This is a genomic window from Chryseobacterium oranimense (genome assembly GCF_900129755.1).
In the GTDB taxonomy this organism is placed as follows: Bacteria; Bacteroidota; Bacteroidia; order Flavobacteriales; family Weeksellaceae; genus Chryseobacterium; species Chryseobacterium oranimense.
In genome coordinates, this window is sequence record NZ_FQWT01000001.1 from 1,250,611 (window position 1) to 1,271,941 (window position 21,331).

Below are 21,331 nucleotides of genomic sequence, written 5' to 3' on the forward strand. Positions count from 1 at the left end.
TTCTTTGAGTTATAAGTTTTATTATTATAAATGATCATTGATGAATGATAAGTGATGTTTTGATTCGTTTTATCATTTCATCTTCGGATCAACCAATCCTTCACATTAACACATCATCATTCCGTTCTCAGTGCCTCTATCGGTTTAATCCTTGAAGCCCTGTATGCCGGAACAAATCCTGCAATAAGTCCTGAACATACCAGTGCTATAAATGCCATAAAAATGGTTCCCCATCCTACGCTAGGGTTTTTAATAAAATATTCTTCAAGGCTGTCTCCTATTAAGCTAAGTGCCAATACTCCTACGGCAACTCCTATAATTCCTGAAATTACTGTTATCACAACACTTTCCTGAACAATAAGGGCAACAATACTTCTGGGTTTGGCACCAATTGCCTTTCGGACACCTATTTCCTTGGTTCTTTCTTTTACGATATAAACCATGATGTTACTAATCCCGATAATCCCTGCCAGCAATGTTCCCAGCCCGATAAAACCTACAATAAGGGTAAGGACTGCCATAAACTGAAAGGTCTCGTTCATATTCCGGGCATTATTCCAGACGCGGACCCCGTTTTCATCGTCAGGGGCAACGTTTTTTCTTGCTTTTAACCTATCTTTCAGCTCGTCACCATATTTAATGGCTTCCTGAGGGGTTAGCTTTTCGTTGTAGGCAATAAATGTGGTAGATACTGTATCAGAACCTTTTTTCATTTGCTGAAGGGTGGTAATGGGAACCGTGATATGTCTTTCATCCCAGTCGCCTCCATCATCGGAAAAAACGCCTACAACTTTGAACATGGTTCCATTGATATTGAGGTCCTTTCCTACCGGGCTTCCGTTTTTGATCAGGTCACGCTGAACCATTCTCCCGATTACAGCTACATTCAGCTTTCTCTCAAGGTCCATCGGCGAAAGATAGCGTCCGTCAATCATCTTTCGGTTTTCAATAACCTGCTCCCCGGGTTCTGCTCCGTTGATCTGGTAAGTTCCGCTTTCTTTCCCGTATTTCACCATTAAGTTGGTGGTGTATCTTGGACTGGCATCCCCTACTTTTTCTTTGTCGGTATTGATCAGAAAATTATAGTCATCATTATCCATTGTGACTGTCCTGTCAGACTGAAGTCCTTTATAAGCTATCGTGGTTTTACCCGTAAGTATCGTGATAAGATTCTGTGCATCTCTTGCAAAACCTTCGGTAAAGGCATTCTGAAGTCCTCTTCCTATCCCGAAAAGAACAACAAAAATAAACAGCCCCAAAGCCACCGTAAACCCCGAAAGCACTGTCCGCAATACATTACTGCGGATAGAACTGAATATTTCCTGCCAACGATCTAGGTCAAACATTTTTTATTGGTATTAAAAGATTGAAAAAATTTAAAGATTAAAAACAGTAGGCTCTAAATTTTCAAATTATCTCATTATCAAATTTTAAAATCAGCACATTTACAAAACAATCTGCTTAATAAACTCATCACTTTCTATGATGCCATCTTTCAGGATCACATTTCTTTTCGTTTGTGCAGCTACATCAGGTTCATGGGTTACTACAATGATGGTTCTTCCCTCGTTATTGATATCCTGGAGAAGTTTCATAATATCGTGTGTTGTCTTGGAATCCAGTGCTCCGGTTGGTTCATCGGCAAGAACGACCTTAGGATCTGTAATCAGAGCTCTTGCAATAGCTACTCTCTGTTTCTGTCCTCCCGAAAGTTCATTGGGAAGATGGCCTGCCCATTGTCCGAGACCTACTTTCTCAAGGTATTCCAATGCTTTTTGGTTACGTTCTTTCCTGGGAACATTCTGATAGTATAAAGGAAGGGCTACATTTTCAAGGGCTGTTTTGTAGTTGATCAGGTTGAAAGACTGAAAAATAAAGCCCAGAAACTTACTTCTGTACTCTGCGGCTTTCACCTCAGACAGATGCTCAATCGGTACACCATCCAATTCATAAGTCCCTGAATCTTTTTCATCCAGAATACCTATGATGTTAAGAAGTGTGGATTTTCCGGAACCGGAACTACCCATAATGGAGACAAACTCGCCTTCGGAAATATTAAGATTAATTCCCTTCAGAACGTGCAGCTTGCTTTTTCCTGTGTCGTATGATTTATGTAAATCCTGAATTACTAACATTAAGTGATGCTTGTTTTATACCCAATAAGTAGATGATATTTTCAATTTGTTACAAGAACAATAATTTATTCGAATATTTTATTGTTTAACTCATTAATCCTTTATTAGTAATACATTACATACAAGTGTTTAACTGTAACTTGAATTTTTCATTCATTTTTTGCCTGTAACCCTCCGTAAGCCATTATCTGTGCTGGTTTCATGTAAATGTGGAAAACTTTTACAGTTAAAACTCAGCCAATTAGTATTTACCCCTTTCAAAATCGTTTCTTTTTTTCGAACTTTGTCATTAGTTCTTTACAAGAAACCGACACCAGTCAATGTGAATATGTTTCATATGTAAATACCAAACATACAACAAGTTAAGCATTGCTTCAAAGTTATCCACAGTGATGCAAATTATTTAATTTTAAAGATATTTTAAATATGGGAATTTTCGATAAAAGAGTAAGTTACAAGCCATTTGAATACCCTGAGGTTCTTCAGTTTGTAGAGGCGATCAACAAATCGTTCTGGGTACATTCGGAAGTGGATTTTACTGCAGATGTTCAGGATTTTCATTCACAGTTGGAGCCACACGAAAAACATGCTGTGAAAAACGCACTTTTAGCGATTGCACAGATCGAGGTGTCTGTAAAGACATTCTGGGGAAACCTATACAACCACTTGCCAAAACCTGAACTTAACGGGCTTGGAGCTACTTTTGCAGAATGTGAATTCCGCCACTCGGAAGCCTATTCCCGACTGTTGGAGGTTTTAGGATATAATGAAGAATTTAATTATGTTGTGGAAATTCCTGCCGTGAAAAAGAGAATTGACTTCCTGTCCAATGTACTGAAGCACGCCAATTCCACTACGCCGAAAGAATACGTTTCTTCTCTTTTATTATTCAGCATCCTGATTGAAAACGTATCGCTTTTCTCACAATTTGCCATCATCCTTTCTTTCACAAGATTCAAAGGATTTATGAAGAATGTTTCCAATATCATTGCCTGGACTTCTGTAGACGAACAGATCCACGCCAATGCAGGAATCTACCTGATCAATAAAATCCGTGAAGAACAGCCGGATCTGTTAACAGATTCAGATATCGAAGACATCTACACATTGGTAGATCAGTCCATCGAGCTGGAAGGTGAAATCCTTGACTGGATCTTTGAGTTAGGAGAACTAAGCGTTTTCTCCAAAGAAGACCTTCTGAACTTTATGAAGTACCGTGTAGACGACAGCTTAAAGAAAATCAACATGGAAACCCGTTACAACGTTTCCCCTGAGCAATACCGTCCAATGAAATGGTTTGAAGAGGAAGTTTTCGCAAACTCTATGGACGATTTCTTCGCAAAAAGACCGGTGGATTACACGAAACACGATAAGAGTATTACGGCGAACGATTTGTTTTAAATCAGGAAAAGCGCGAGCGAAGCGAGCGGCAAAACAGTTAGTATTAGCAATGTCATGCTCAGCTTGCCGAAGTATTATTTAATAAATTCATTAAAATAGCTTAATGTACAATAATGATCAATGTAATTGTAACCTACACCGTAAACCCTGACTACGTTTCAGAAAACAAAACCCATATTCAAAAGTTTCTGGAAGATTTCAAAAACCTGGATCAGGAAACATTTGAGTATAAAGTTTATGTAAAAGAAGACGGTGTTACTTTTTTACATTATTCAAATTATATCAATGAAGAAGTTCAGCATGAGGTTTTAAACACACCTTCTTTTAAAGAATTTCAGCGGTTAAGAGATGAAAGCGGCCTGAACGGTACGCACAAAGTGGAAATATTACAATCAATATAAGCAACAAAATTCCGGAGTATAAAAACTGCCCCGGAATTCGAAAATATAACATCTATGGAAGAACAAAATACAAATATATGGTGGCTCAATGAAGAGTCTGAGCAGATGCTGAACAGAGGCTATCTGTTAAAAGGAGAAACTGTGGACGGAGCCATCGACAGAATCACTACTGCTGCTGCAAAAAAACTATACAAGCCAGAATTACAACCTGCTTTCAAAGAAATGATCACCAAAGGATGGATCAGCTTCTCATCCCCTGTCTGGGCGAATATGGGAACGCAGAGAGGTCTTCCTATTTCATGTTTCAACGTGCACATTCCGGACAGCATTGAAGGAATTACCCACAAAATGGGTGAAGTAATCATGCAGACAAAAATCGGCGGTGGAACTTCAGGATATTTCGGAGAACTGCGAAACAGAGGAACTGCTGTAACAGATAACGGAAAATCCTCAGGAGCGGTTTCGTTCATGAAATTATTCGACACTGCAATGGACGTAGTTTCTCAAGGAGGTGTTAGAAGAGGGGCATTTGCCGCTTATCTGGATATCGACCACGGTGATATTGAAGAATTTTTATCCATTAAAGATATCGGAAGCCCGATCCAGAACTTATTTACAGGAATTTGCGTTCCTGATTACTGGATGCAGGATATGATCGATGGAGATATGGACAAGCGTAAGATCTGGGCAAGAGTTCTTGAAAGCCGCCAGCAGAAAGGCCTTCCATATATTTTCTTTACCGACAATGTGAACAGAAACAAACCGCAGGTTTATAAAGACCTTGGAATGCCTGTTAATGCAAGTAACCTTTGCTCTGAGATCATGCTTCCTTCTACAAGAGAAGAATCTTTTATCTGCTGTCTGTCTTCCATGAACCTGGAATTGTATGACGAATGGAAAGATACAGATGCCGTAAAACTCGCTGTTTACTTCCTGGATGCTGTTTTAACCGAGTTTATCGAAAAAACAGAAGGAAACTACTACCTGCAGGGAGCAAGAAACTTCGCATTGCGTCACAGAGCCCTTGGATTGGGAGTTTTAGGATATCATTCTTATTTACAGAAAAATATGATTCCTTTTGAGAGTTTTGAAGCTACTCAGTTCAATGCAAGAGCTTTCAGACACATCAAAGAACAGGCGGAAACCGCTTCAAGAGAGCTTGCCAACATCTATGGTGAACCGGAATTACTGAAAGGGTACGGATTGAGAAATACCACAACAATGGCTATTGCTCCTACTACTTCAAGCTCTGCGATCTTAGGACAAACTTCTCCGGGAATTGAGCCGTTTGCTTCCAACTATTATAAAGCCGGTCTTGCGAAAGGAAACTTTATGCGTAAGAACAAATATTTAGCAAAATTACTGGAAGAAAAAGGTCTTGACAACGAAGAAACATGGAGAACGATCATGCTTAATCACGGTTCTGTACAGCACCTTAAAGAGCTTACAGACGAAGAGAAAGCAGTATTCAAAACATTTAAAGAGATCTCTCCGATGGAAATTATCTCTCAGGCTGCTCAAAGACAGCAATATATTGACCAGGCGCAGTCCCTGAACCTACAGATTCCTTCTACAATGCCTGTAAAAGATGTAAATTACCTTTATATCGAGGCCTGGAAGAAAGGTGTGAAAACCCTTTATTACCAGAGAAGTTCATCCGTTTCCAAAGAAATGATGGTGAATTTTGTAACCTGTTCAGCTTGTGAGGCATAACACGTACAAATAATAAACATCACAATAGTTAAAAGCACGCTTTCTGCGTGCTTTTTTTCATAATTGAAATTTTAACAATTTTTAACGTTTTAATTATGAAATTTAAAAATACCCGTCATCTTCCACTGACATTGAAAATACTTGCACCTCATTCCCTGAGCAGTGAATCAAGTTTCTAAAATACAGCCTTTTAATAAAAATTATAGCGCAATTTTATATAAATTTGCCAAAAATTTAATAATAAAATGTTTATTGATATAATATTAACCGCAAAAATTGATATGACATCAATAAACTAATAACATATTATTTTAAATTTAAATATTTACAAATAAAACACCAAATAAATCAACATAATGCACTTTATGTTACTATAAAAAATATAATATATTTATAAAAAAAACACAACTAAAAACAAGAAATATCAAATGAATGAATAAAAAATAAAAACACAAAAACACACAAAAACACATCCACAAATCACCAAATGATGAATTTTTAATTTAAAATAAATATTTAAATTAAAAACCAAACACAAAAAAACCTCGTAAATAATATAAAATAAATAAAATACGGGTTTTAAACAATTAATTTACTATTGGCAAGAAGTTTGCTAATAGTACAGAACACAAAAAAAATTATTTCGAAAATGCACAAGATTATCACTTTAATTTTGGTAATGGCTTTTTGTACCATTACTGCTCAGGTGGGTATTAACACTTCAACTCCTGACCAAAGCTCTGTTTTAGACGTTACAAGTACCTCTAAAGGAGTTCTTTTACCTAGAATCAGCAATCTTTCATCCGTTACTAATCCTGCAACAGGACTGGTTATCTTTGATACCAACAAAAAATGTATCAGTCAGAATGTAGGAACTCCCGCAGCTCCGGACTGGGTATGCCTTTCTCCGTATGTAGCCAAGTTTTTCTATATGCCAAGCGTAGTTTTTGATACAACTACTCCTGCAACAGGACAGACAAAAGATCTTTATACACTGTATAAAAATCAGTTCTCGAATGTACCTGCAAATGCAAGAAGCACATCAGCTCCGGCAACGATTCCGTTTTTCCCTAATGCAACAGATATACACTACTATGTAACGGGATATGACGCTTCTGTTTTCAAAATAAACAGCATCAGCAACACAGGTGTATTGAATTATGACGTATTATCAAATGCTACTTCAGCATCTTTCATCAACATTGTATTTGTTGTAAAATAAGCAGTCATGAAAAAGAATTTTAAAGGGCTGTCTTTGATGAGCCTGGTTTTCGTTCTGCTTACCAACTTTGTGTATGCACAGACAGACAGTACAGAAGTAGCAAGTATTTACGGGTTTTATTCCTATTCAAGTTCACTAATGAATGCTTCTTCGGCATCTGAACTTTCGATACAGGGAAATGCCTCACATACCGCTACAGGCGTGCAGCTTACTCCCGCCACCTCAAGCCAGTTCGGGGGATTGTTTATCAACGGAAGAACTTTTACATCTGTAAACGGCCTTCACGTAGAATTTGAATATGATATGAAAAACGGGGCTCCGCTAAGTGGTACCTACGGAGATGGACTATCTTTTTTCTTATATGACGGAGCTGTAACCAACCCTGTTATCGGAGCTGCGGGTGCCGGACTTGGATATTCTTACAACAGGGCAATGAATACGTATGCCAGTTTAAGAAAAGCCGGTTTAACAGGAGCCTATCTGGGGATAGCACTGGATGAGTTCGGAAACTTTAAATCCAAACGTTTTCAAGGGGATTCCAGAGTGAATGGTATTTCAGGAGTAACCTGGGGGCAGGGAACAAGCCATGTCACTTTAAGAGGAGCAAAAGGTGCGGTTATCAATTCAAATGGTTTAGGAGACGGATTTACAGGATATCCGGTTTTGGTTACCCGCACAACACTGAGCAATACCGGAGCAGTAGGCCGGATCCTGCAGAGCGACAGAAGCTATCTGCCCACTTCAAATACCTTACCGTCACTTTTTGACCTCAGAAATAATGCCGGAGAATTCAGAAAAGTATATCTTGACCTGATCCCGCATTTTATCACGTCAACTACAACGGATGGATTTGATATAAAAGTGGATATTCAGACTACTCAAAATGGGACACCGATCAATGTAATTAATTATTACCACTACAAAACCTCGGTTCCATATAGTGAAAATGCAAATCCGCAAATAACTGATTTCAACACTTCAAACACGGAAGGAACTCCTACCGACCAAACCCTGAATGCAACCGTTCCGGCTTTTTTAAAGCTTGGTTTTGCAGCATCTACAGGAGCAGCATATCAGCAGCATATCATCCGAAATGTAAAGCTTACTCTTCCGTATGCCGCTGTTACCAACGATGATGTGACTTCTACCTGTAAGTTCCAGCCGGTCAATATTCCGGTTTTCAATAATGATATCGCTTACAAAGGCCCTATCAGCATCACCACTCCGCCTACAGGAAGCAGTGCCAATATAGACTATTCTACTTTCAGTTTTACAAAAAACAGTGATACGGATCTTACTCTGTATCGTAAAAAAGTAACTCCTCAGGGAACCTGGACGTATAATAAATCTACAGGAATTGTTACCTTTAATCCTTCAAGCGGATTCACAGGAACCGCAACAATGACTTACACAGTAAAGGGAAGAACTGTAAAAGATTCAAACGGAAAAATTATTGAACCTTACGGTGATACCGCTTACCGATCTGTTCCTGCAACGATCACAGTCAATTTAAAAACTACCGGATGTGTCTATTCTGTGATTTCAAACAGAATGGTAACGCAAGGAGTAAAATAAAAGAATAATTCAAATAATAAAAGGCTTAGCAACACCATAGAAATTTCTATGGTGTTGTGTTTTATTGGAGTATTATTTTCTCCCTAAAAAGGTTTGGGTATAATAAATAACATAAAATCATTACCTGCAGCCTACAAATTTTTATCAAATAGATGAATTCACTTTAAATAGCTAACAAAATAGGATGGGATCAAAAAAAAAATTATTTTTGGAAGCTTAAATTTTATTATAAAACACAAACAAATGAAAAAAACTATTACCATCTCATTGGTAAGCTGTTTTTCTATGGCTTACTCTCAAAACTTGAACTTTGCAGATTCAAAATTTAAAGCTTTAATCCTAAGCTCCAACTCAGGTAATAATATTGCCAAAGACATTAGCGGCAACTCTATTGCTGTAGATGCAAACGAAGACGGAGAAATCCAGGTTTCCGAAGCGCAGCAGGTAAAAATACTTTCGGTAAAACAAGATCCGAACCAGATGTATATTGATCCCAATGGTAATCCCAGCGATATAAATAATATAAACCTAACCTATTATAACAGCCATTTACCCGATGAAATAACTGATGCTCTGCTTTTTCCAAATGTAGAGGAACTGTATTTTTGGACGACAAAATCAGCCAATATCAGCTTTATAAATAACAATAAAATAAAAAAGGTAAAGGGAAGGCCATATTATTATAATATGAACCAGCAGGGGGATTATACTGCCTCTCCGATTAATCTTTCGTTCGATAACTGTTCCGGGATCCAAAATATTACCGATGTAATTGCTTATCAAAGTACCCTGAATCCCTGGTCGGCAGATGAAAATATTTTAAAGATAAAAAACTGTCCGCAAATTAACAGTACGGCAATTGTTGATTCGGCTGAGCTTACAGAACTCTATATTGAAAATTCAGGAATCAGTACTTTAACATTCAATTCATGTAAGTTTCTAAAGAAAATATCTGTTCCCAACCTTAATACAATCACCAAAATATCTGTTTTAGGAGATAACGGAATATCTGCTCCAAACTATATTAACCAGAATATTGAGCTGATTGCCAATAACTGTATCAATCTCCAGGAGATTATTGCTGACACAGATCATTACAATACTTCAGGAGCTTACTTTTCATCTGTAAATCTGAATGGCTGTACTTCTTTAAGAAAAATAAAAGGACTTAATTCTGCGTCCATTAATTTTTCAACAGCAGGACTTATTAATTTAGAGGAGCTGGACTGCTCGTTCTACAACAGATATATTTATAATACAACTTCAGGAACCTATTACGGAGATTTAACTTCTCTGAATCTTGCAGGCCTGCCCAAACTTAAAATATTAAAAGCGTTTAACCAGCCCATCACCAATAATGTCAATTTCAGTGCAGCAACTGCTTTACAAAACATAGACATTACCAATTCATGTGGGTATATGACTGCTTTGAATGTAAGTAATCTTCCCAACCTTACCACTCTGAAATCAAACGTTGTAATGCATCCCAACTCAAGCTATGATCATTATGACCTGCAAAGTATCACTGCCCAAAACTGTACGACACTAACTGATTTACAGATCAACGGAAACTTTAATTTAAAAAGCTTAAATCTTCAGAACTGCTCAGCTTTGCAAACTTTAAACCTTAATACTTATCCAGCTCCTTATTTTTCGTCTTTAAATACTTTAAACATTTTACAGTGTACAGCGCTTGAAAATTTAACCATAGACAATACAAAAATCACAGAACTTATTGCATCGGACTGCATTGCACTTGCTTCGCTTGACCTTACCAGCAACTCAGATCTTACATTTGCAAATATTAAAAACGGCTGTATAGAAAACACCTCAATTTATAATAACAACAGTAATCTGTCTATGTGTGTAGATGCTGCCCAACTCAATGATCTGCAGAGCACCTATCCAGATATTTCTTTTACTTCTAATTGCGGAGGCAGTGTTTTAAGTACAGTGGATAACCTGCCAAAAAAAGCAGATATTATAGCTTCTCCTAATCCTACAAAAGATTTCATTCAGGTCGAATCCCCAAATACTATTCAAAATATACAGTTTTTCGACAGCCAGGGAAGACTGCTTTCAACTCAGAATTTCAAGCAGAATTCAGTCAAAATGAATTTATCAGCCTATCCTAACGGAGTTTATACCATGAAAATAAATGACGGAAAAAAAGTAGTAGTAAAGAAAATTATAAAGAACTAATTCTAAATCTTTAACAAGCAAAACCATAGAAATTTCTATGGTTTTTATTTTTTACAGGTGAAACCCTACAGGTCTATTCTAATAAAAAGGCCATATTATAGAATACACTTTTTAAAACTTTGTCTATGAAATCCGGGTAAGCAGAAGACCATCAAAAATAGATCTTAGCTCTCTAAAAGATTATTTATTATATAGTTAAAAAATAAAATCACTTTTAATAAAATATTTTATTACCTTTATATTAATAAAAAACACACACTTATGAAGTTAAATTTTTCGCTACATCCCTTCTCTACCATTTGTATTTTATAAAATACAGATAAGATTGACAGACTTGGTTCGTAAGTTTTTGATTTAATGTTATAATAGGAAGCATACAAAAAATATCTATTATATGTCTAATGATTTTACTACCAAACATTAAATTGTAAAATTTTCCATACCAATTATTTAAAGATATATACATCCTGCACACAAATCAGTTTAAAATATTCAACTGGTTACTGTAAAGTCTGAATATAGTATAATCCATTTCCACCCTTTTCAATTTTAAAAAGTATTAATGTATTTTGAAATTCATTAATGCCTTTTCAGTCCTGCATTAAATAAATTTTTAATTAAATACAAATAAACAAAATGAAAAAAAGATTATTATTTGGGATTATTGTTTTCCCTTTATTTCACTATGCACAGGTAGGTATAAATACAACTACTCCAGCTGCAACATTAGATGTAACTGCTAAGAACACAACAGGAACTGCTACCAATGTGGATGGTCTGCTAATTCCCCGCGTAGATAGGCAAAGAGCACAAAGTATGGCTTCTATCCCTACTTCAACCATTATTTATGTGAACAGCATCGCAACAGGAACTCAGACAGGAACCGCTGCCAATATAAATGCAGTAGGATATTATTCATACGATGGATCAGTCTGGGTAAAAATAAACACCGGAAATGATGTTAACATTTACAACTCAGACGGAACCCTTACCGCAAACAGAACAGTTGAAATGGGGACCAACTTTTTAAGGTTTCAAAATACTGCATCCGGTCCGTTTTTCAGGATACTTCACACAGCCACTGATGGCCAGGCAACTCTTCAGGGAACCAGCCGTGCTGCTATGACGTGGTCTTCCAATGCCGCTTCTTTCCTCGATATTTTACAGGATGTGGGATCGGCCGCACAAATTTCCATCAGAGGAACTTCTACCGGTTTGTTTTTAGGTTCAGCTACGGGAAGTACCGCTCCTGTTAATCTTATGGCCAATGGAGCCACAGCCCTTACAGTTATTAACGGAGGTAATGTAGGAATAGGAACTGCAACACCGAATGCCAATGCATTATTAGAATTAAGCTCAGCGTCAAAAGGGCTGCTATTGCCTAGATTAGCTTTGACCGCTACGAATAATGCCTCTCCGCTTTCCGCACATGTGGCAGGTATGGAGGTATATAATACGGTAACCAATACATCATCTGCAGGCAATGAGGTTTATCCTGGCGAATACATCAATGACGGTACAAAATGGGGCCGTTCATTAAGCACGAGTGACGTCAGTATACTTGTCGGAGCAGATGGTACAGACGCTGTGGCTACATCAGCAACGATAACAGTACCTAGTGGTTCTAATGTTGGTGTTAACACTAATTTAAGTACGTTTAATTTTACATTGACCAGACCTTCTTTGGTAACTTTCAGCGCCAATGTTTCAGCAAGTTTAACCACCACTACCGGAAGTGCAATAACAGATGGGGTACCAAGACTTTATCGTGTTTATTGGCAGTTTACAACAGTTCCTGCAGGTTCTACAATAACTACCGGAACTGCCTATGGTCCGAGTTCCGGCATTTATACTGGAGCCAGTCCTTCAGGAGGAACAACAGGAAATATGAATACGACTCCCAATATGTCTCTTAAGTTAATTCCGGGTTCATACACTGTAGTTTTAACCGGACTATTAACAAATATTGTTAGCTCCTCCTATAATGGACAATTTGGAGCAGCTGCTAATGACAACGTGAGTATTGTTGCGATCCCGATAAAATAAAATATTTATCCCATTAATTTGATGAACCGCAGAAAATTTCTGCGGTTTTGTTTTATATTTGTTTATAAGTTTAATTTTTTAAAAACTTCAACTATGAAATTCGGCCAAGTAGAAGACCCGTCAAAAATAGATTTCACACTTCCAAAAGATCATTTAAGAACTAAAGAAATTTTAAATCAGAATAAAAAAGGACTTGAAAATATTTCCGTAGGATGTGCAAAATGGAACAAAACCGACCTGAAAGGATTCTATCCTAAAGGAACCAAAGACGAACTGACCTATTATGCCAAGCAGTTTAATTCTATAGAACTGAACGCTACCTTTTACGGAATGCCTACTCCTGAGCAGGTGGCTGTATGGAAAGAAAAAACACCTGACAATTTTAAATTCTTCCCAAAAATCACCAATACAGTTTCCCACTTCAGAAGACTGATTGACGTTACTGAACCGGTCACCAGCTTTGCATCAGCCGTAATGAATTTTGATCAGAAACTGGGAATGGCTTTTCTGCAGCTTCATGATAACTTCAAACCTAAAGATTATGACAGGCTGGAGAAATTCGTGAAAGACTGGCCCAAAGAAGTACCACTCGCTATTGAACTTCGTAATACAGAATGGTTTACCGATGAAGAGATCTTCAATACTACCTGCGAGCTTTTTGAAGCCCATCATATTACCAATATTATAGTAGATACTGCCGGAAGAAGGGATATGCTTCATATGCGCCTTACTACCCCCAATGCATTTATAAGATATGTAGGGGCCAATGCCGAAAGCGACTATGAAAGACTGGATGACTGGATGAAACACCTGACAAAATGGAAAAAAGAAGGCCTTCAGAACGTCTACTTCTTTGTTCATCAGAATATTGAGAAAGCATCTCCCCTATTATCTGCCTATTTTATTAAAAAGATGAATGAAGAATGGAAAACAGATCTTCATATTCCGCAAATGGCTTCCGACAATAATGGAACATTGTTCTAAAAACCGGAAAATATACTCCATTTATCAATAAAACGCGAAAAAAAACTGTTTTTGTGGTAAAAATTTAGTAATTTAGGATAGACTGCCTGTTTATAATACAATAAGCTGTTTTAAAATACAAATGCCATGGAAAAAGAAATTTGCACAATCAGCATCGCCAGCAACTGGCTTGGTGATGAATACACATTCTATGAAGATCACAGAATAAAAAGGGTCTACGATAATCACAGCCTGAGCGTCAACCGTACCGAATGGCTGGAGCCTCACCAGATCAGCAAACAGAACAAGGATAAACTGGTTAAAAGCTGTCCTGAAGAGTTTAAGGAGCAGATTATGCAGATCCTTGACTATCCTTAATGTAATAATATGAGCAATAGGTAATAAGTAATATTAAACTAATGGTTTAAAGAATACTTATTATCCATTACTTATTGCTTATTTTTTCTCAATAAAAGTACAAGATTCAGGAAAAGCAGAAGAAGGTCTAAAGTGACCCAGATTCCCAGCTTTGTATTCTCATAGTTATAAACTTCCAGTTGTTTCTTTGCCGCTTCTGAAAGTTTAACACTTTGGTTAATATAATTCTGAACTTCTACGATCTGGTCTATATTTTTATTCGGAACGGCATGCTGGGAGAAATACACCATATTCTTTTTACCGAGATATCCTATAATCCAGTATTCATCGGATTTATCCATTTTAAGATATTCTATCCTGTAATATTCCGGACGTATTTTACCGATATGCTTAGGTTCTAAATTCCCGTTTTTGGCAGTGTCTACTTTGATAAGGTAAAAATCCAGTGTCTGGGGCAGCTTATTCACGACCTGAAGCCCCACTGAGTTGTCTACAAAACCTATTGTGCTTTTTTTAATGAACCAATAGGTAAATATTGAAATAGAAAAAACTAACGTAAGAATACGAAACAGTTTCGCCCATTTTGCAGCCTTTCCTGATTTTACTTTAAATAAAATCAGAGAAATAACACAAGCCCAGAAGATCACAAAAATGATAAATACCATACTGCAAAGATACTGATTTAAGATTTTTCAGAGGTATCTTAATCTACATTCCATTCTTTATAGAACTGGTCAAGGAATCCCAGCATATAATCGTGTCTTTCCTGAGCCAGCTCCTTCCCTTTTGGGGTATTCATAAGGTCTTTTAAAAGAAGTAGTTTTTCGTAGAAATGATTAATGGTGGTACCGTTGGATTTCTTGTATTCATCTTTGGACATATTCAGGCTTGGCTGAATTTCAGGATCATACATCAGGTTATTTTTAAAGCCACCGAAGTTGAACGTTCTTCCTATTCCAATAGCACCAATCGCGTCTATGCGGTCTGCATCCTGCACGATCTTAAGCTCAGCAGGAAGCTCGGCCGGCATTTCTCCCCTGTTTTTAAAAGAAATATTTTTAATGATAAATAATACCTTTTCTATTACCTCTTCCGGAACATTCTGGCTTTCCAGGAATTCACGGGCTATTTTCGGAGCTATGGTTTCGTCACCGTTGTGAAATTTAGGATCAGCAATATCATGCAGCAATGCGGAAAGTTCTACTACCTCCTGGCTGCAGTTTTCTGTTGCTGCAATTTTTTTTGACAACTTCCATACTCTTTCAATGTGGTACCAGTCGTGTCCTGCTTCAGCACCTTTTAATTTTTCTTTTACAAATTCTACGGTGTTTTCAATCGTACTTTTCATTTATCCATCAGTTCGTTTAAAATAATGTTCCAGAGTTTCTTATTATAACTTCTAAAAAAATTGATGTGTCCGATTTCTTTTTTTTCGGATTCAGATGTTTTCACGAGCCTGTAGGAAGGTCTGAGGTTGGGATAAGTATTGTTCAAAAGGCTTAATACACCTTTTTCTGTCAGCCATACATCGTCTTCTGCCCGGATCACAAACACTTTCTGTGTCAATTTTTTAGAATAGTCATCAATTTTCTCCAACAGTTTGTTGGTTGATTTCCTGTTTAAAATTAAGGTTCTCCAGTCATATGCACAATTTTTTGGAAGACTTTCTCCCAATCCAAACCAATTTGCCGGGAAGTACCCTAATAACCTGGTGGTTAATGGCTGAACAATTCCAAACCCGAGATAGGCTTCAACTTTGGTACCCAACTTCAAATTTCCGACAAATGCATTCTGCGTTCCCACGAAAATAAATTCATCAAACATGATGGAATCTTCATTCATCCCAAGAATCAGTGCTCCAACCGAATGTCCCAGGCAGTATTTTTTATATTCGGTAAACTCTGTTTTGATATACTGAGTCAGTGTTTTGTAATCTTCCGAACCCCAGATCCTCATAGAAGCCCTGTAACCTTTCATTTTTTCCGGTTTTGAAAGACCAATTCCACGGTAATCATAAGTAATCACCGTAAAACCATGTTCCGAAAAGAAACGGGCAAATGAGAAATAAACCTGCTGCTTTACCCCTGTTGCGGAATTGATCAGGAGGAGCTTGCCATTGCTTTTTTCAGGCCTGAAAAGATGAACAGCCAGAGATACACGGTCTTTTGTAATAAGTTCCAGTTTTTCCATAGTAAAAAAGAAAAAATCCACTATAAAAGTGGAGATTTTACTTATCTTTTTATGTTAAGTTTGTAACTTTCGATATGTGGCAAATAGCTTTAGGAAAAGAAATCCGACATTCTCGGAAGTCCCGTCTGCGAGCCTTTCCCTCCGGAAACTCTTGAAGAAACTTCATTTCCGAACTTTACGCAGTCTTCGATGGAGTTCCCGTGGCAGAGTGCGATGGCAAATCCTGAAGTAAAGGCGTCTCCCATTCCCATTTTATAAACGGTTTTATCCTTATCATTTCTGTAATACTTCATTTCCGTCCCATCAAAATAGATCGTGGAATTGGTATCATCCCTTACAAAAACTTTATTAAAGTATTTTTTGAGGATCTCTTCTCTTTTCTCTTCTCCGAAAACAGTATGAAGCTCACTGCTTTTGGTAACGATAAAATCTACATTATCAATAATATCTTCATTTATCCTTCTGGCCGGTGAAGCATAAAGACCAACTTTCTTACCATACTTTTTGGCTTTTCTTATAGTATACTCTACTACTTCCATTGCTACTTCAAGCTGAACGAGAATAAGGTCCACGCTATGAAAATAACGGTCTGCATCTTCCACATGCTGTATACTCAGATGTTTGTTGGCTGCCGGAACTACTACAATAGCTGCATTCCCGTTGCTGGTTGTTACGTATGCTGTCCCGGTAGATTCTGCATCTGTTTCGTGGACAAAGCCTACATTCACACCTTCACCAACGAGATTTCTCATGATCTGCTGACCAAGAGGATCCATCCCCACACATCCGATGAAATAGACGCTTGCTCCAAGTCTGGCAGCACCTACCGCCTGGTTGGCTCCTTTACCACCAAAATAGCTGTCTGAATGAACGGCTAAGACTGTTTCATTGGAATGGGGAATTTTTTCAGTCTCTAAAACCAGATCGATTGAAGAGCTTCCTACAACAATAATTTTGGGTTGTTCTGATGAGAAGTTCATTGGTGTTTTTATGTTAGTTTAATATAATATTCAAGAAAACTAGGTTCCAAAAATAACTAATTTAATTAACTTATTTCAATAAATTCTGTAATTATCTTCACGGGCTTGTGATCTTTGTCATAACCGATATAGCTGGCATAGAAACCTTCTCCGTACCCTGTTTCAAAGGCAAAAATAGTTCCGGGATGATCATCTGAAGGCTTCAGGAATGCATACTGATCTATCGCTCCTTTCTCGTCAAAGAAATAGTCATGGAAAAATTCTTCATAGATTCCCATAAAATCTGCGCCTTTGCTATGATACAGTCTTTTTTCAAGCTCATTAAGGCTGTTCTGGGTATCCACATCCATCAGACATCCCATTCCGCTTTCTACCGGATATCCGAAAACTTCTTCTTCCGCCAGGTCTTTTACATCCTGCCCTTCAGTAACAGCCATCTTCCATTCCTCAATTGCTGCACTGCTGAAAATAACCTCTGCATAGGCTACACAATTGCTTTCTCTTTCTTTATGCAGTAAAACAGAAAAATTCCCTTTCGGAAATTCTGTAGAAAACGGAAGCATATCATTCGTGATCAGAGGATCACAGGCCACCAGCTTTCCACTTGAAAGATAGAGCTTCCCAACTTCAAAGCTTTCCAACAAAGGGCTTTCCACGAAGTTTTTTGAGAATAGTTTTTTTATGTTTTCTATATGTGTCATTTAGTTTTAATTAATCTGTGCTACTTAAAAAAGAAGCGTACAATTTTTCTTTTTACCAACTACTGTTTTCTGTAAAAATTTTAAACAATCCTTCTTTATATGGCAGCTCAATTTGTTTAAGCCTGTCTTCTAAGATATGCCAACTTTCTTCGGAATAAGAATTTAAAACGGCATTCAATTCCGCTTTATTATTATTCATATATTCTAAAGGAACCGGAAAAAAATCATTCCAGTGAGGAGTGCAGCTTTCGGAACCTTCGTATAAAGAAACAGTTCCTATTCTTTCATTCAACTTACCTTTTCCTTTATAGGATAGCACTTTTACAACAGGGTAGCTTCCTGCAAAGCCTTTTGAAAGGTCTGTAGCAACAGCTATCAGTTTCGGTTTCTCGGAAATTACGATGCCTCCATTAGAATCTCCGTAGGCAAACTGTTCTTTTTTTCTTCTCCAGTAAAAAAAATTTATCACTAAGAAAATACAAAAGAATATTCCTCCCCAAAGTAAAGAAACATCAAAAGCAAAAACCAGAGAAGACAATAGAGCTATTAATAAAAAAACAGGTTTGTGCACATACCTCATCAATACCAATGGCATTACTCTTACTTTTCCCGGGTTGGAAGCCACAGTATCACTGTCCAATGTAAGAATACCTCTATTATCTTTCATATTTTATTTTAAAGCTTTGAGAAATTTTACAAACTTTTCAGTTTCTCTTCCAAAATAGCAATTTTATCCTGAGCATCTTTTTGTTTCTGGCGCTCTACCTCAACAATTTCAGGTTTTGCGTTGGCTACAAATTTCTCGTTGGAAAGCTTTTTGTCAACGGAAATTAAGAATCCTTTTAAATATTTTAATTCTTCTTCCGTTTTCTTTTTTTCTTCTCCTAAATCCAGGTTTTCACTTAGAGGAATAGAAACTTCCGTTGCTCCCACGAGGAATGTAAAGCTCGGTTTATCTGTTTTTGTCCCGAAATGAATTTCAGAAACATTTGCCAGCTTTTTAATGACAGACTCGTTTGCAAATTCTGAGGCATTGGTATAAATCTCAGCTGCTTCTCTCGGAGAAATTCCCTTAGTCTGGCGATAATTTCTGACTCCGGAAATCACTTCTGCCGCAGTTTCAAAGTTTTTAATGATCTCTTCGTTAAATGTTCCTGCTTTTTTCTGCTGGGCAATAACCAAGGCTTCTTCAACTTTTCTTGCAGAGATCAACTGCCATATTTCTTCTGACTGGAAAGGCATAAACGGATGAACCAACTTCATTAATTCTTCAAAAAGTTCAACTGTTTTATGATAAACTTCCTTAGAAATTCCTTCTCCGTAATTAGGTTTGATTGCTTCCAGATACCAACCGCAAAAATCATCCCAAATCAGTTTATAAATTAAATGTAAAGCATCAGAAATTCTGAATTTTTCAAACTGATCATTGATCTCAATAATCGTCTTATTCAATTTATTTTCAAACCATTCGATTGCTTGTGTTTCAGCCGGGTTTGCAGGTTTATCCTCATGATTCCATAGATTGATCAATCTGAATGCACTCCAAATCTTCGACATGAAATTTCTTCCCTGAAGCATTAAATCTTCATCAAAAAGAAGGTCGTTCCCAGCCGCAGAACTTAACAAAATCCCTACACGAACGCCGTCTGCACCATATTTATCCATCAACTCAAGCGGGTCCGGAGAATTTCCTAAAGATTTCGACATCTTTCTTCTCTGTTTATCCCTTACTATTCCGGTAAAATATACGTTTTTGAACGGAACTTCTTTTCTGTATTCCAGTCCGGCCATAATCATTCTGGCAACCCAGAAGAAAATAATATCCGGACCTGTTACAAGATCAGAGGTTGGATAATAATAGTTGATATCCTTATTTTCAGGATCAAGCAGACCGTCAAAAACAGACATTGGCCATAACCATGAGGAGAACCAGGTATCAAGAGCATCTTCGTCCTGTTTCAGATCTGATGTTCCGAGATTCATGTTTCCTGTTTTTTCCTTGGCTAATGTTAAAGCTTCTTCGATATTTTCTGCAACTACAAAGTCATTTTCACCCTCTCCATAATAGAATGCAGGAATCTGCTGCCCCCACCAAAGCTGGCGGGAAATATTCCAGTCACGGATGTTTTCCATCCAGTGTTTATAGGTGTTTTTGAACTTTTCAGGATAGAATTTCACTTCATCATCCATTACCACATCCAAAGCCGGTTTGGCAATTTCAGACATTTTCAAAAACCACTGAACCGAAACTTTAGGCTCAATAACCGCTCCTGTTCTTTCTGAAGTTCCTACTTTATTGACGTAATCTTCTGCTTTCAACAAAAGATCATTTTCTTCCAGCTCTTTGGCAATCTGCTTTCTTACCTCAAATCTGTTTTTACCTGCATAATGTAAACCATGCTCGTTCAGATTCCCGTCGTCATCCAGTGCATCAATCATTTTCAAATGATGCTTCTGACCGATCTCGTAGTCATTGATATCGTGAGCAGGTGTAATTTTCAAGGCACCTGTTCCGAATTCTATGTCTACATATTCGTCTTCGATGATTGGAATTACTCTGTTTACAATCGGTACAATTACATTTTTGCCTTTAAGATGGGCATATCTTTCATCATTAGGATTGATACACACTGCAGTATCCCCGAAAATAGTCTCGGGACGCGTGGTAGCCACGGAAAGAAATTCTTCCGTACCTTCAATCTTATATTTAAGGAAATATAGTTTTCCGTTCTGCTCCTTGAATATTACCTCTTCATCGGAAATATTGGTCTTTGCTTCCGGATCCCAGTTGACCATTCTGTAGCCTCTGTAGATCAATCCTTTATTATAAAGATCTACGAAACTTTTGATCACCTGCTGGGAAAGTTTTTCTTCCATTGTGAAGCGGGTTCTGTCCCAGTCACATGAACAACCTAGCTTTTTCAGCTGCTCAAGAATAGTTCCTCCGTATTTATCGGTCCATTCCCAGGCATGTTTTAAAAATTCTTCACGGGTAATATCTGATTTATTGATCCCTTCAGACTTCAGTTTAGCAACAACTTTGGCTTCAGTGGCAATTGAAGCGTGGTCTGTGCCCGGAATCCAGCAGGCATTGAAGCCCTGCATTCTTGCACGGCGGACGAGAACATCTTGAATGGTATTGTTCAGCATATGTCCCATGTGTAATATCCCCGTTACGTTTGGCGGAGGAATTACCACAGTATATGGCGGTTTGTCATTAGGTTCCGAATGGAAGTATTTGTTCTCCATCCAGAAGTTGTACCATTTCTGTTCAGTTTCCTGTGGATTGTACTTTTCTGAAATCTGCATAAATTCTATTTCTTTTGCTTACAATTTGCAAAAATAGGCTAAAGAAAAAAAATTTTAAGTATGAATTAAAATAATTTTTAACTTTGTTTCTCAAAATTTATCTAACAAACATATT

18 protein-coding genes are annotated in these 21,331 nt (G+C 37.4%); 9 read left to right on the forward strand and 9 right to left on the reverse strand.

What is annotated here, in order from left to right; genetic code table 11:
* Positions 1-116 precede the first annotated feature (116 nt).
* Together BUB03_RS05775 and BUB03_RS05780 are read right to left on the reverse strand one after the other, a co-directional pair.
* The gene (locus BUB03_RS05775; protein WP_040997939.1) at positions 117-1,346 is read right to left on the reverse strand and encodes an ABC transporter permease; all 1,230 of its coding nucleotides are present in this window, start codon (positions 1,344-1,346) and stop codon (positions 117-119) included.
* 99 nt (positions 1,347-1,445) lie between these two features.
* Complete coding sequence (locus BUB03_RS05780; RefSeq protein WP_040997940.1) at positions 1,446-2,135, reverse strand: ABC transporter ATP-binding protein; 690 nt, start codon at positions 2,133-2,135, stop codon at positions 1,446-1,448.
* Between the two features lie 426 nt (positions 2,136-2,561).
* On the opposite strand from BUB03_RS05780, the gene BUB03_RS05785 reads away from it, so the two are divergent.
* The 9 genes from BUB03_RS05785 (at position 2,562) to BUB03_RS05825 (ending at position 14,036) form a co-directional block, all read left to right on the forward strand.
* Positions 2,562-3,536: a ribonucleotide-diphosphate reductase subunit beta gene (locus BUB03_RS05785; protein WP_040997941.1), complete on the forward strand. Its 975-nt coding sequence runs from the start codon at positions 2,562-2,564 to the stop codon at positions 3,534-3,536.
* Between the two features lie 113 nt (positions 3,537-3,649).
* Positions 3,650-3,937 (forward strand): hypothetical protein, encoded by a 288-nt coding sequence (locus tag BUB03_RS05790; RefSeq protein WP_073060987.1) that lies wholly within the window; start codon positions 3,650-3,652, stop codon positions 3,935-3,937.
* Between the two features lie 45 nt (positions 3,938-3,982).
* The gene (locus BUB03_RS05795) at positions 3,983-5,650 is read left to right on the forward strand and encodes a ribonucleoside-diphosphate reductase subunit alpha (protein ID WP_262483350.1); all 1,668 of its coding nucleotides are present in this window, start codon (positions 3,983-3,985) and stop codon (positions 5,648-5,650) included.
* A 649-nt stretch (positions 5,651-6,299) separates the two neighbouring features.
* Positions 6,300-6,872: a hypothetical protein gene (locus BUB03_RS05800; protein WP_073060989.1), complete on the forward strand. Its 573-nt coding sequence runs from the start codon at positions 6,300-6,302 to the stop codon at positions 6,870-6,872.
* 6 nt (positions 6,873-6,878) lie between these two features.
* Positions 6,879-8,447, forward strand: coding sequence for a hypothetical protein (locus BUB03_RS05805; protein ID WP_040997946.1), 1,569 nt, complete (start codon positions 6,879-6,881; stop codon positions 8,445-8,447).
* 243 nt (positions 8,448-8,690) lie between these two features.
* On the forward strand, positions 8,691-10,649 hold the full coding sequence (locus tag BUB03_RS05810) for a T9SS type A sorting domain-containing protein (protein WP_073060992.1): 1,959 nt from the start codon (positions 8,691-8,693) through the stop codon (positions 10,647-10,649).
* Positions 10,650-11,285: 636 nt separating this feature from the next.
* Complete coding sequence (locus tag BUB03_RS05815) at positions 11,286-12,695, forward strand: hypothetical protein (RefSeq protein WP_073060994.1); 1,410 nt, start codon at positions 11,286-11,288, stop codon at positions 12,693-12,695.
* Between the two features lie 93 nt (positions 12,696-12,788).
* The gene (locus tag BUB03_RS05820; protein WP_073060998.1) at positions 12,789-13,679 is read left to right on the forward strand and encodes a DUF72 domain-containing protein; all 891 of its coding nucleotides are present in this window, start codon (positions 12,789-12,791) and stop codon (positions 13,677-13,679) included.
* A gap of 126 nt (positions 13,680-13,805) precedes the next feature.
* Positions 13,806-14,036 carry a hypothetical protein gene (locus tag BUB03_RS05825; RefSeq protein WP_040997952.1) on the forward strand — a complete coding sequence of 77 codons (231 nt, stop codon included), beginning with the start codon at positions 13,806-13,808 and terminating at the stop codon, positions 14,034-14,036.
* A gap of 71 nt (positions 14,037-14,107) precedes the next feature.
* Here the strand turns inward: BUB03_RS05825 and BUB03_RS05830 are convergent, their stop codons facing one another.
* From BUB03_RS05830 to BUB03_RS05860, 7 genes are all read right to left on the reverse strand, one after another.
* Entirely contained in the window at positions 14,108-14,701 is a 594-nt protein-coding gene (locus BUB03_RS05830; RefSeq protein ID WP_083538868.1) for a hypothetical protein, read from the reverse strand.
* A gap of 38 nt (positions 14,702-14,739) precedes the next feature.
* Positions 14,740-15,384, reverse strand: coding sequence for an HD domain-containing protein (locus BUB03_RS05835; protein ID WP_040997953.1), 645 nt, complete (start codon positions 15,382-15,384; stop codon positions 14,740-14,742).
* Positions 15,381-16,226, reverse strand: a complete 846-nt coding sequence (locus BUB03_RS05840; RefSeq protein ID WP_073061001.1) for an alpha/beta hydrolase family protein — start codon at positions 16,224-16,226, stop codon at positions 15,381-15,383. The genes BUB03_RS05835 and BUB03_RS05840 overlap by 4 nt, the downstream gene beginning before the upstream one ends.
* Positions 16,227-16,315: 89 nt before the next feature.
* Positions 16,316-17,206, reverse strand: coding sequence for a ribokinase (locus BUB03_RS05845; RefSeq protein WP_040997958.1), 891 nt, complete (start codon positions 17,204-17,206; stop codon positions 16,316-16,318).
* Positions 17,207-17,271: 65 nt separating this feature from the next.
* Entirely contained in the window at positions 17,272-17,907 is a 636-nt protein-coding gene (locus BUB03_RS05850) for a DUF4241 domain-containing protein (protein ID WP_073061004.1), read from the reverse strand.
* Positions 17,908-17,959: 52 nt separating this feature from the next.
* Positions 17,960-18,574 carry a hypothetical protein gene (locus tag BUB03_RS05855; RefSeq protein ID WP_073061007.1) on the reverse strand — a complete coding sequence of 205 codons (615 nt, stop codon included), beginning with the start codon at positions 18,572-18,574 and terminating at the stop codon, positions 17,960-17,962.
* A gap of 26 nt (positions 18,575-18,600) precedes the next feature.
* Complete coding sequence (locus BUB03_RS05860; protein ID WP_073061010.1) at positions 18,601-21,216, reverse strand: valine--tRNA ligase; 2,616 nt, start codon at positions 21,214-21,216, stop codon at positions 18,601-18,603.
* Positions 21,217-21,331: the final 115 nt, after the last annotated feature.

Bases quoted from the DNA above. Each gene is read 5' to 3' on its own strand.
- BUB03_RS05825 (WP_040997952.1), top strand. From the start codon at position 13,806: ATGGAAAAAGAAATTTGCACAATCAGCATCGCCAGCAACTGGCTTGGT.
- BUB03_RS05815 (WP_073060994.1), top strand. From the start codon at position 11,286: ATGAAAAAAAGATTATTATTTGGGATTATTGTTTTCCCTTTATTTCAC.
- BUB03_RS05850 (WP_073061004.1), bottom strand. From the start codon at position 17,907: ATGACACATATAGAAAACATAAAAAAACTATTCTCAAAAAACTTCGTG.
- BUB03_RS05775 (WP_040997939.1), bottom strand. From the start codon at position 1,346: ATGTTTGACCTAGATCGTTGGCAGGAAATATTCAGTTCTATCCGCAGT.
- BUB03_RS05790 (WP_073060987.1), top strand. From the start codon at position 3,650: ATGATCAATGTAATTGTAACCTACACCGTAAACCCTGACTACGTTTCA.
- BUB03_RS05800 (WP_073060989.1), top strand. From the start codon at position 6,300: ATGCACAAGATTATCACTTTAATTTTGGTAATGGCTTTTTGTACCATT.
- BUB03_RS05820 (WP_073060998.1), top strand. From the start codon at position 12,789: ATGAAATTCGGCCAAGTAGAAGACCCGTCAAAAATAGATTTCACACTT.
- BUB03_RS05785 (WP_040997941.1), top strand. From the start codon at position 2,562: ATGGGAATTTTCGATAAAAGAGTAAGTTACAAGCCATTTGAATACCCT.
- BUB03_RS05835 (WP_040997953.1), bottom strand. From the start codon at position 15,384: ATGAAAAGTACGATTGAAAACACCGTAGAATTTGTAAAAGAAAAATTA.
- BUB03_RS05830 (WP_083538868.1), bottom strand. From the start codon at position 14,701: ATGGTATTTATCATTTTTGTGATCTTCTGGGCTTGTGTTATTTCTCTG.
- BUB03_RS05805 (WP_040997946.1), top strand. From the start codon at position 6,879: ATGAAAAAGAATTTTAAAGGGCTGTCTTTGATGAGCCTGGTTTTCGTT.
- BUB03_RS05855 (WP_073061007.1), bottom strand. From the start codon at position 18,574: ATGAAAGATAATAGAGGTATTCTTACATTGGACAGTGATACTGTGGCT.
- BUB03_RS05780 (WP_040997940.1), bottom strand. From the start codon at position 2,135: ATGTTAGTAATTCAGGATTTACATAAATCATACGACACAGGAAAAAGC.
- BUB03_RS05810 (WP_073060992.1), top strand. From the start codon at position 8,691: ATGAAAAAAACTATTACCATCTCATTGGTAAGCTGTTTTTCTATGGCT.
- BUB03_RS05860 (WP_073061010.1), bottom strand. From the start codon at position 21,216: ATGCAGATTTCAGAAAAGTACAATCCACAGGAAACTGAACAGAAATGG.
- BUB03_RS05840 (WP_073061001.1), bottom strand. From the start codon at position 16,226: ATGGAAAAACTGGAACTTATTACAAAAGACCGTGTATCTCTGGCTGTT.
- BUB03_RS05845 (WP_040997958.1), bottom strand. From the start codon at position 17,206: ATGAACTTCTCATCAGAACAACCCAAAATTATTGTTGTAGGAAGCTCT.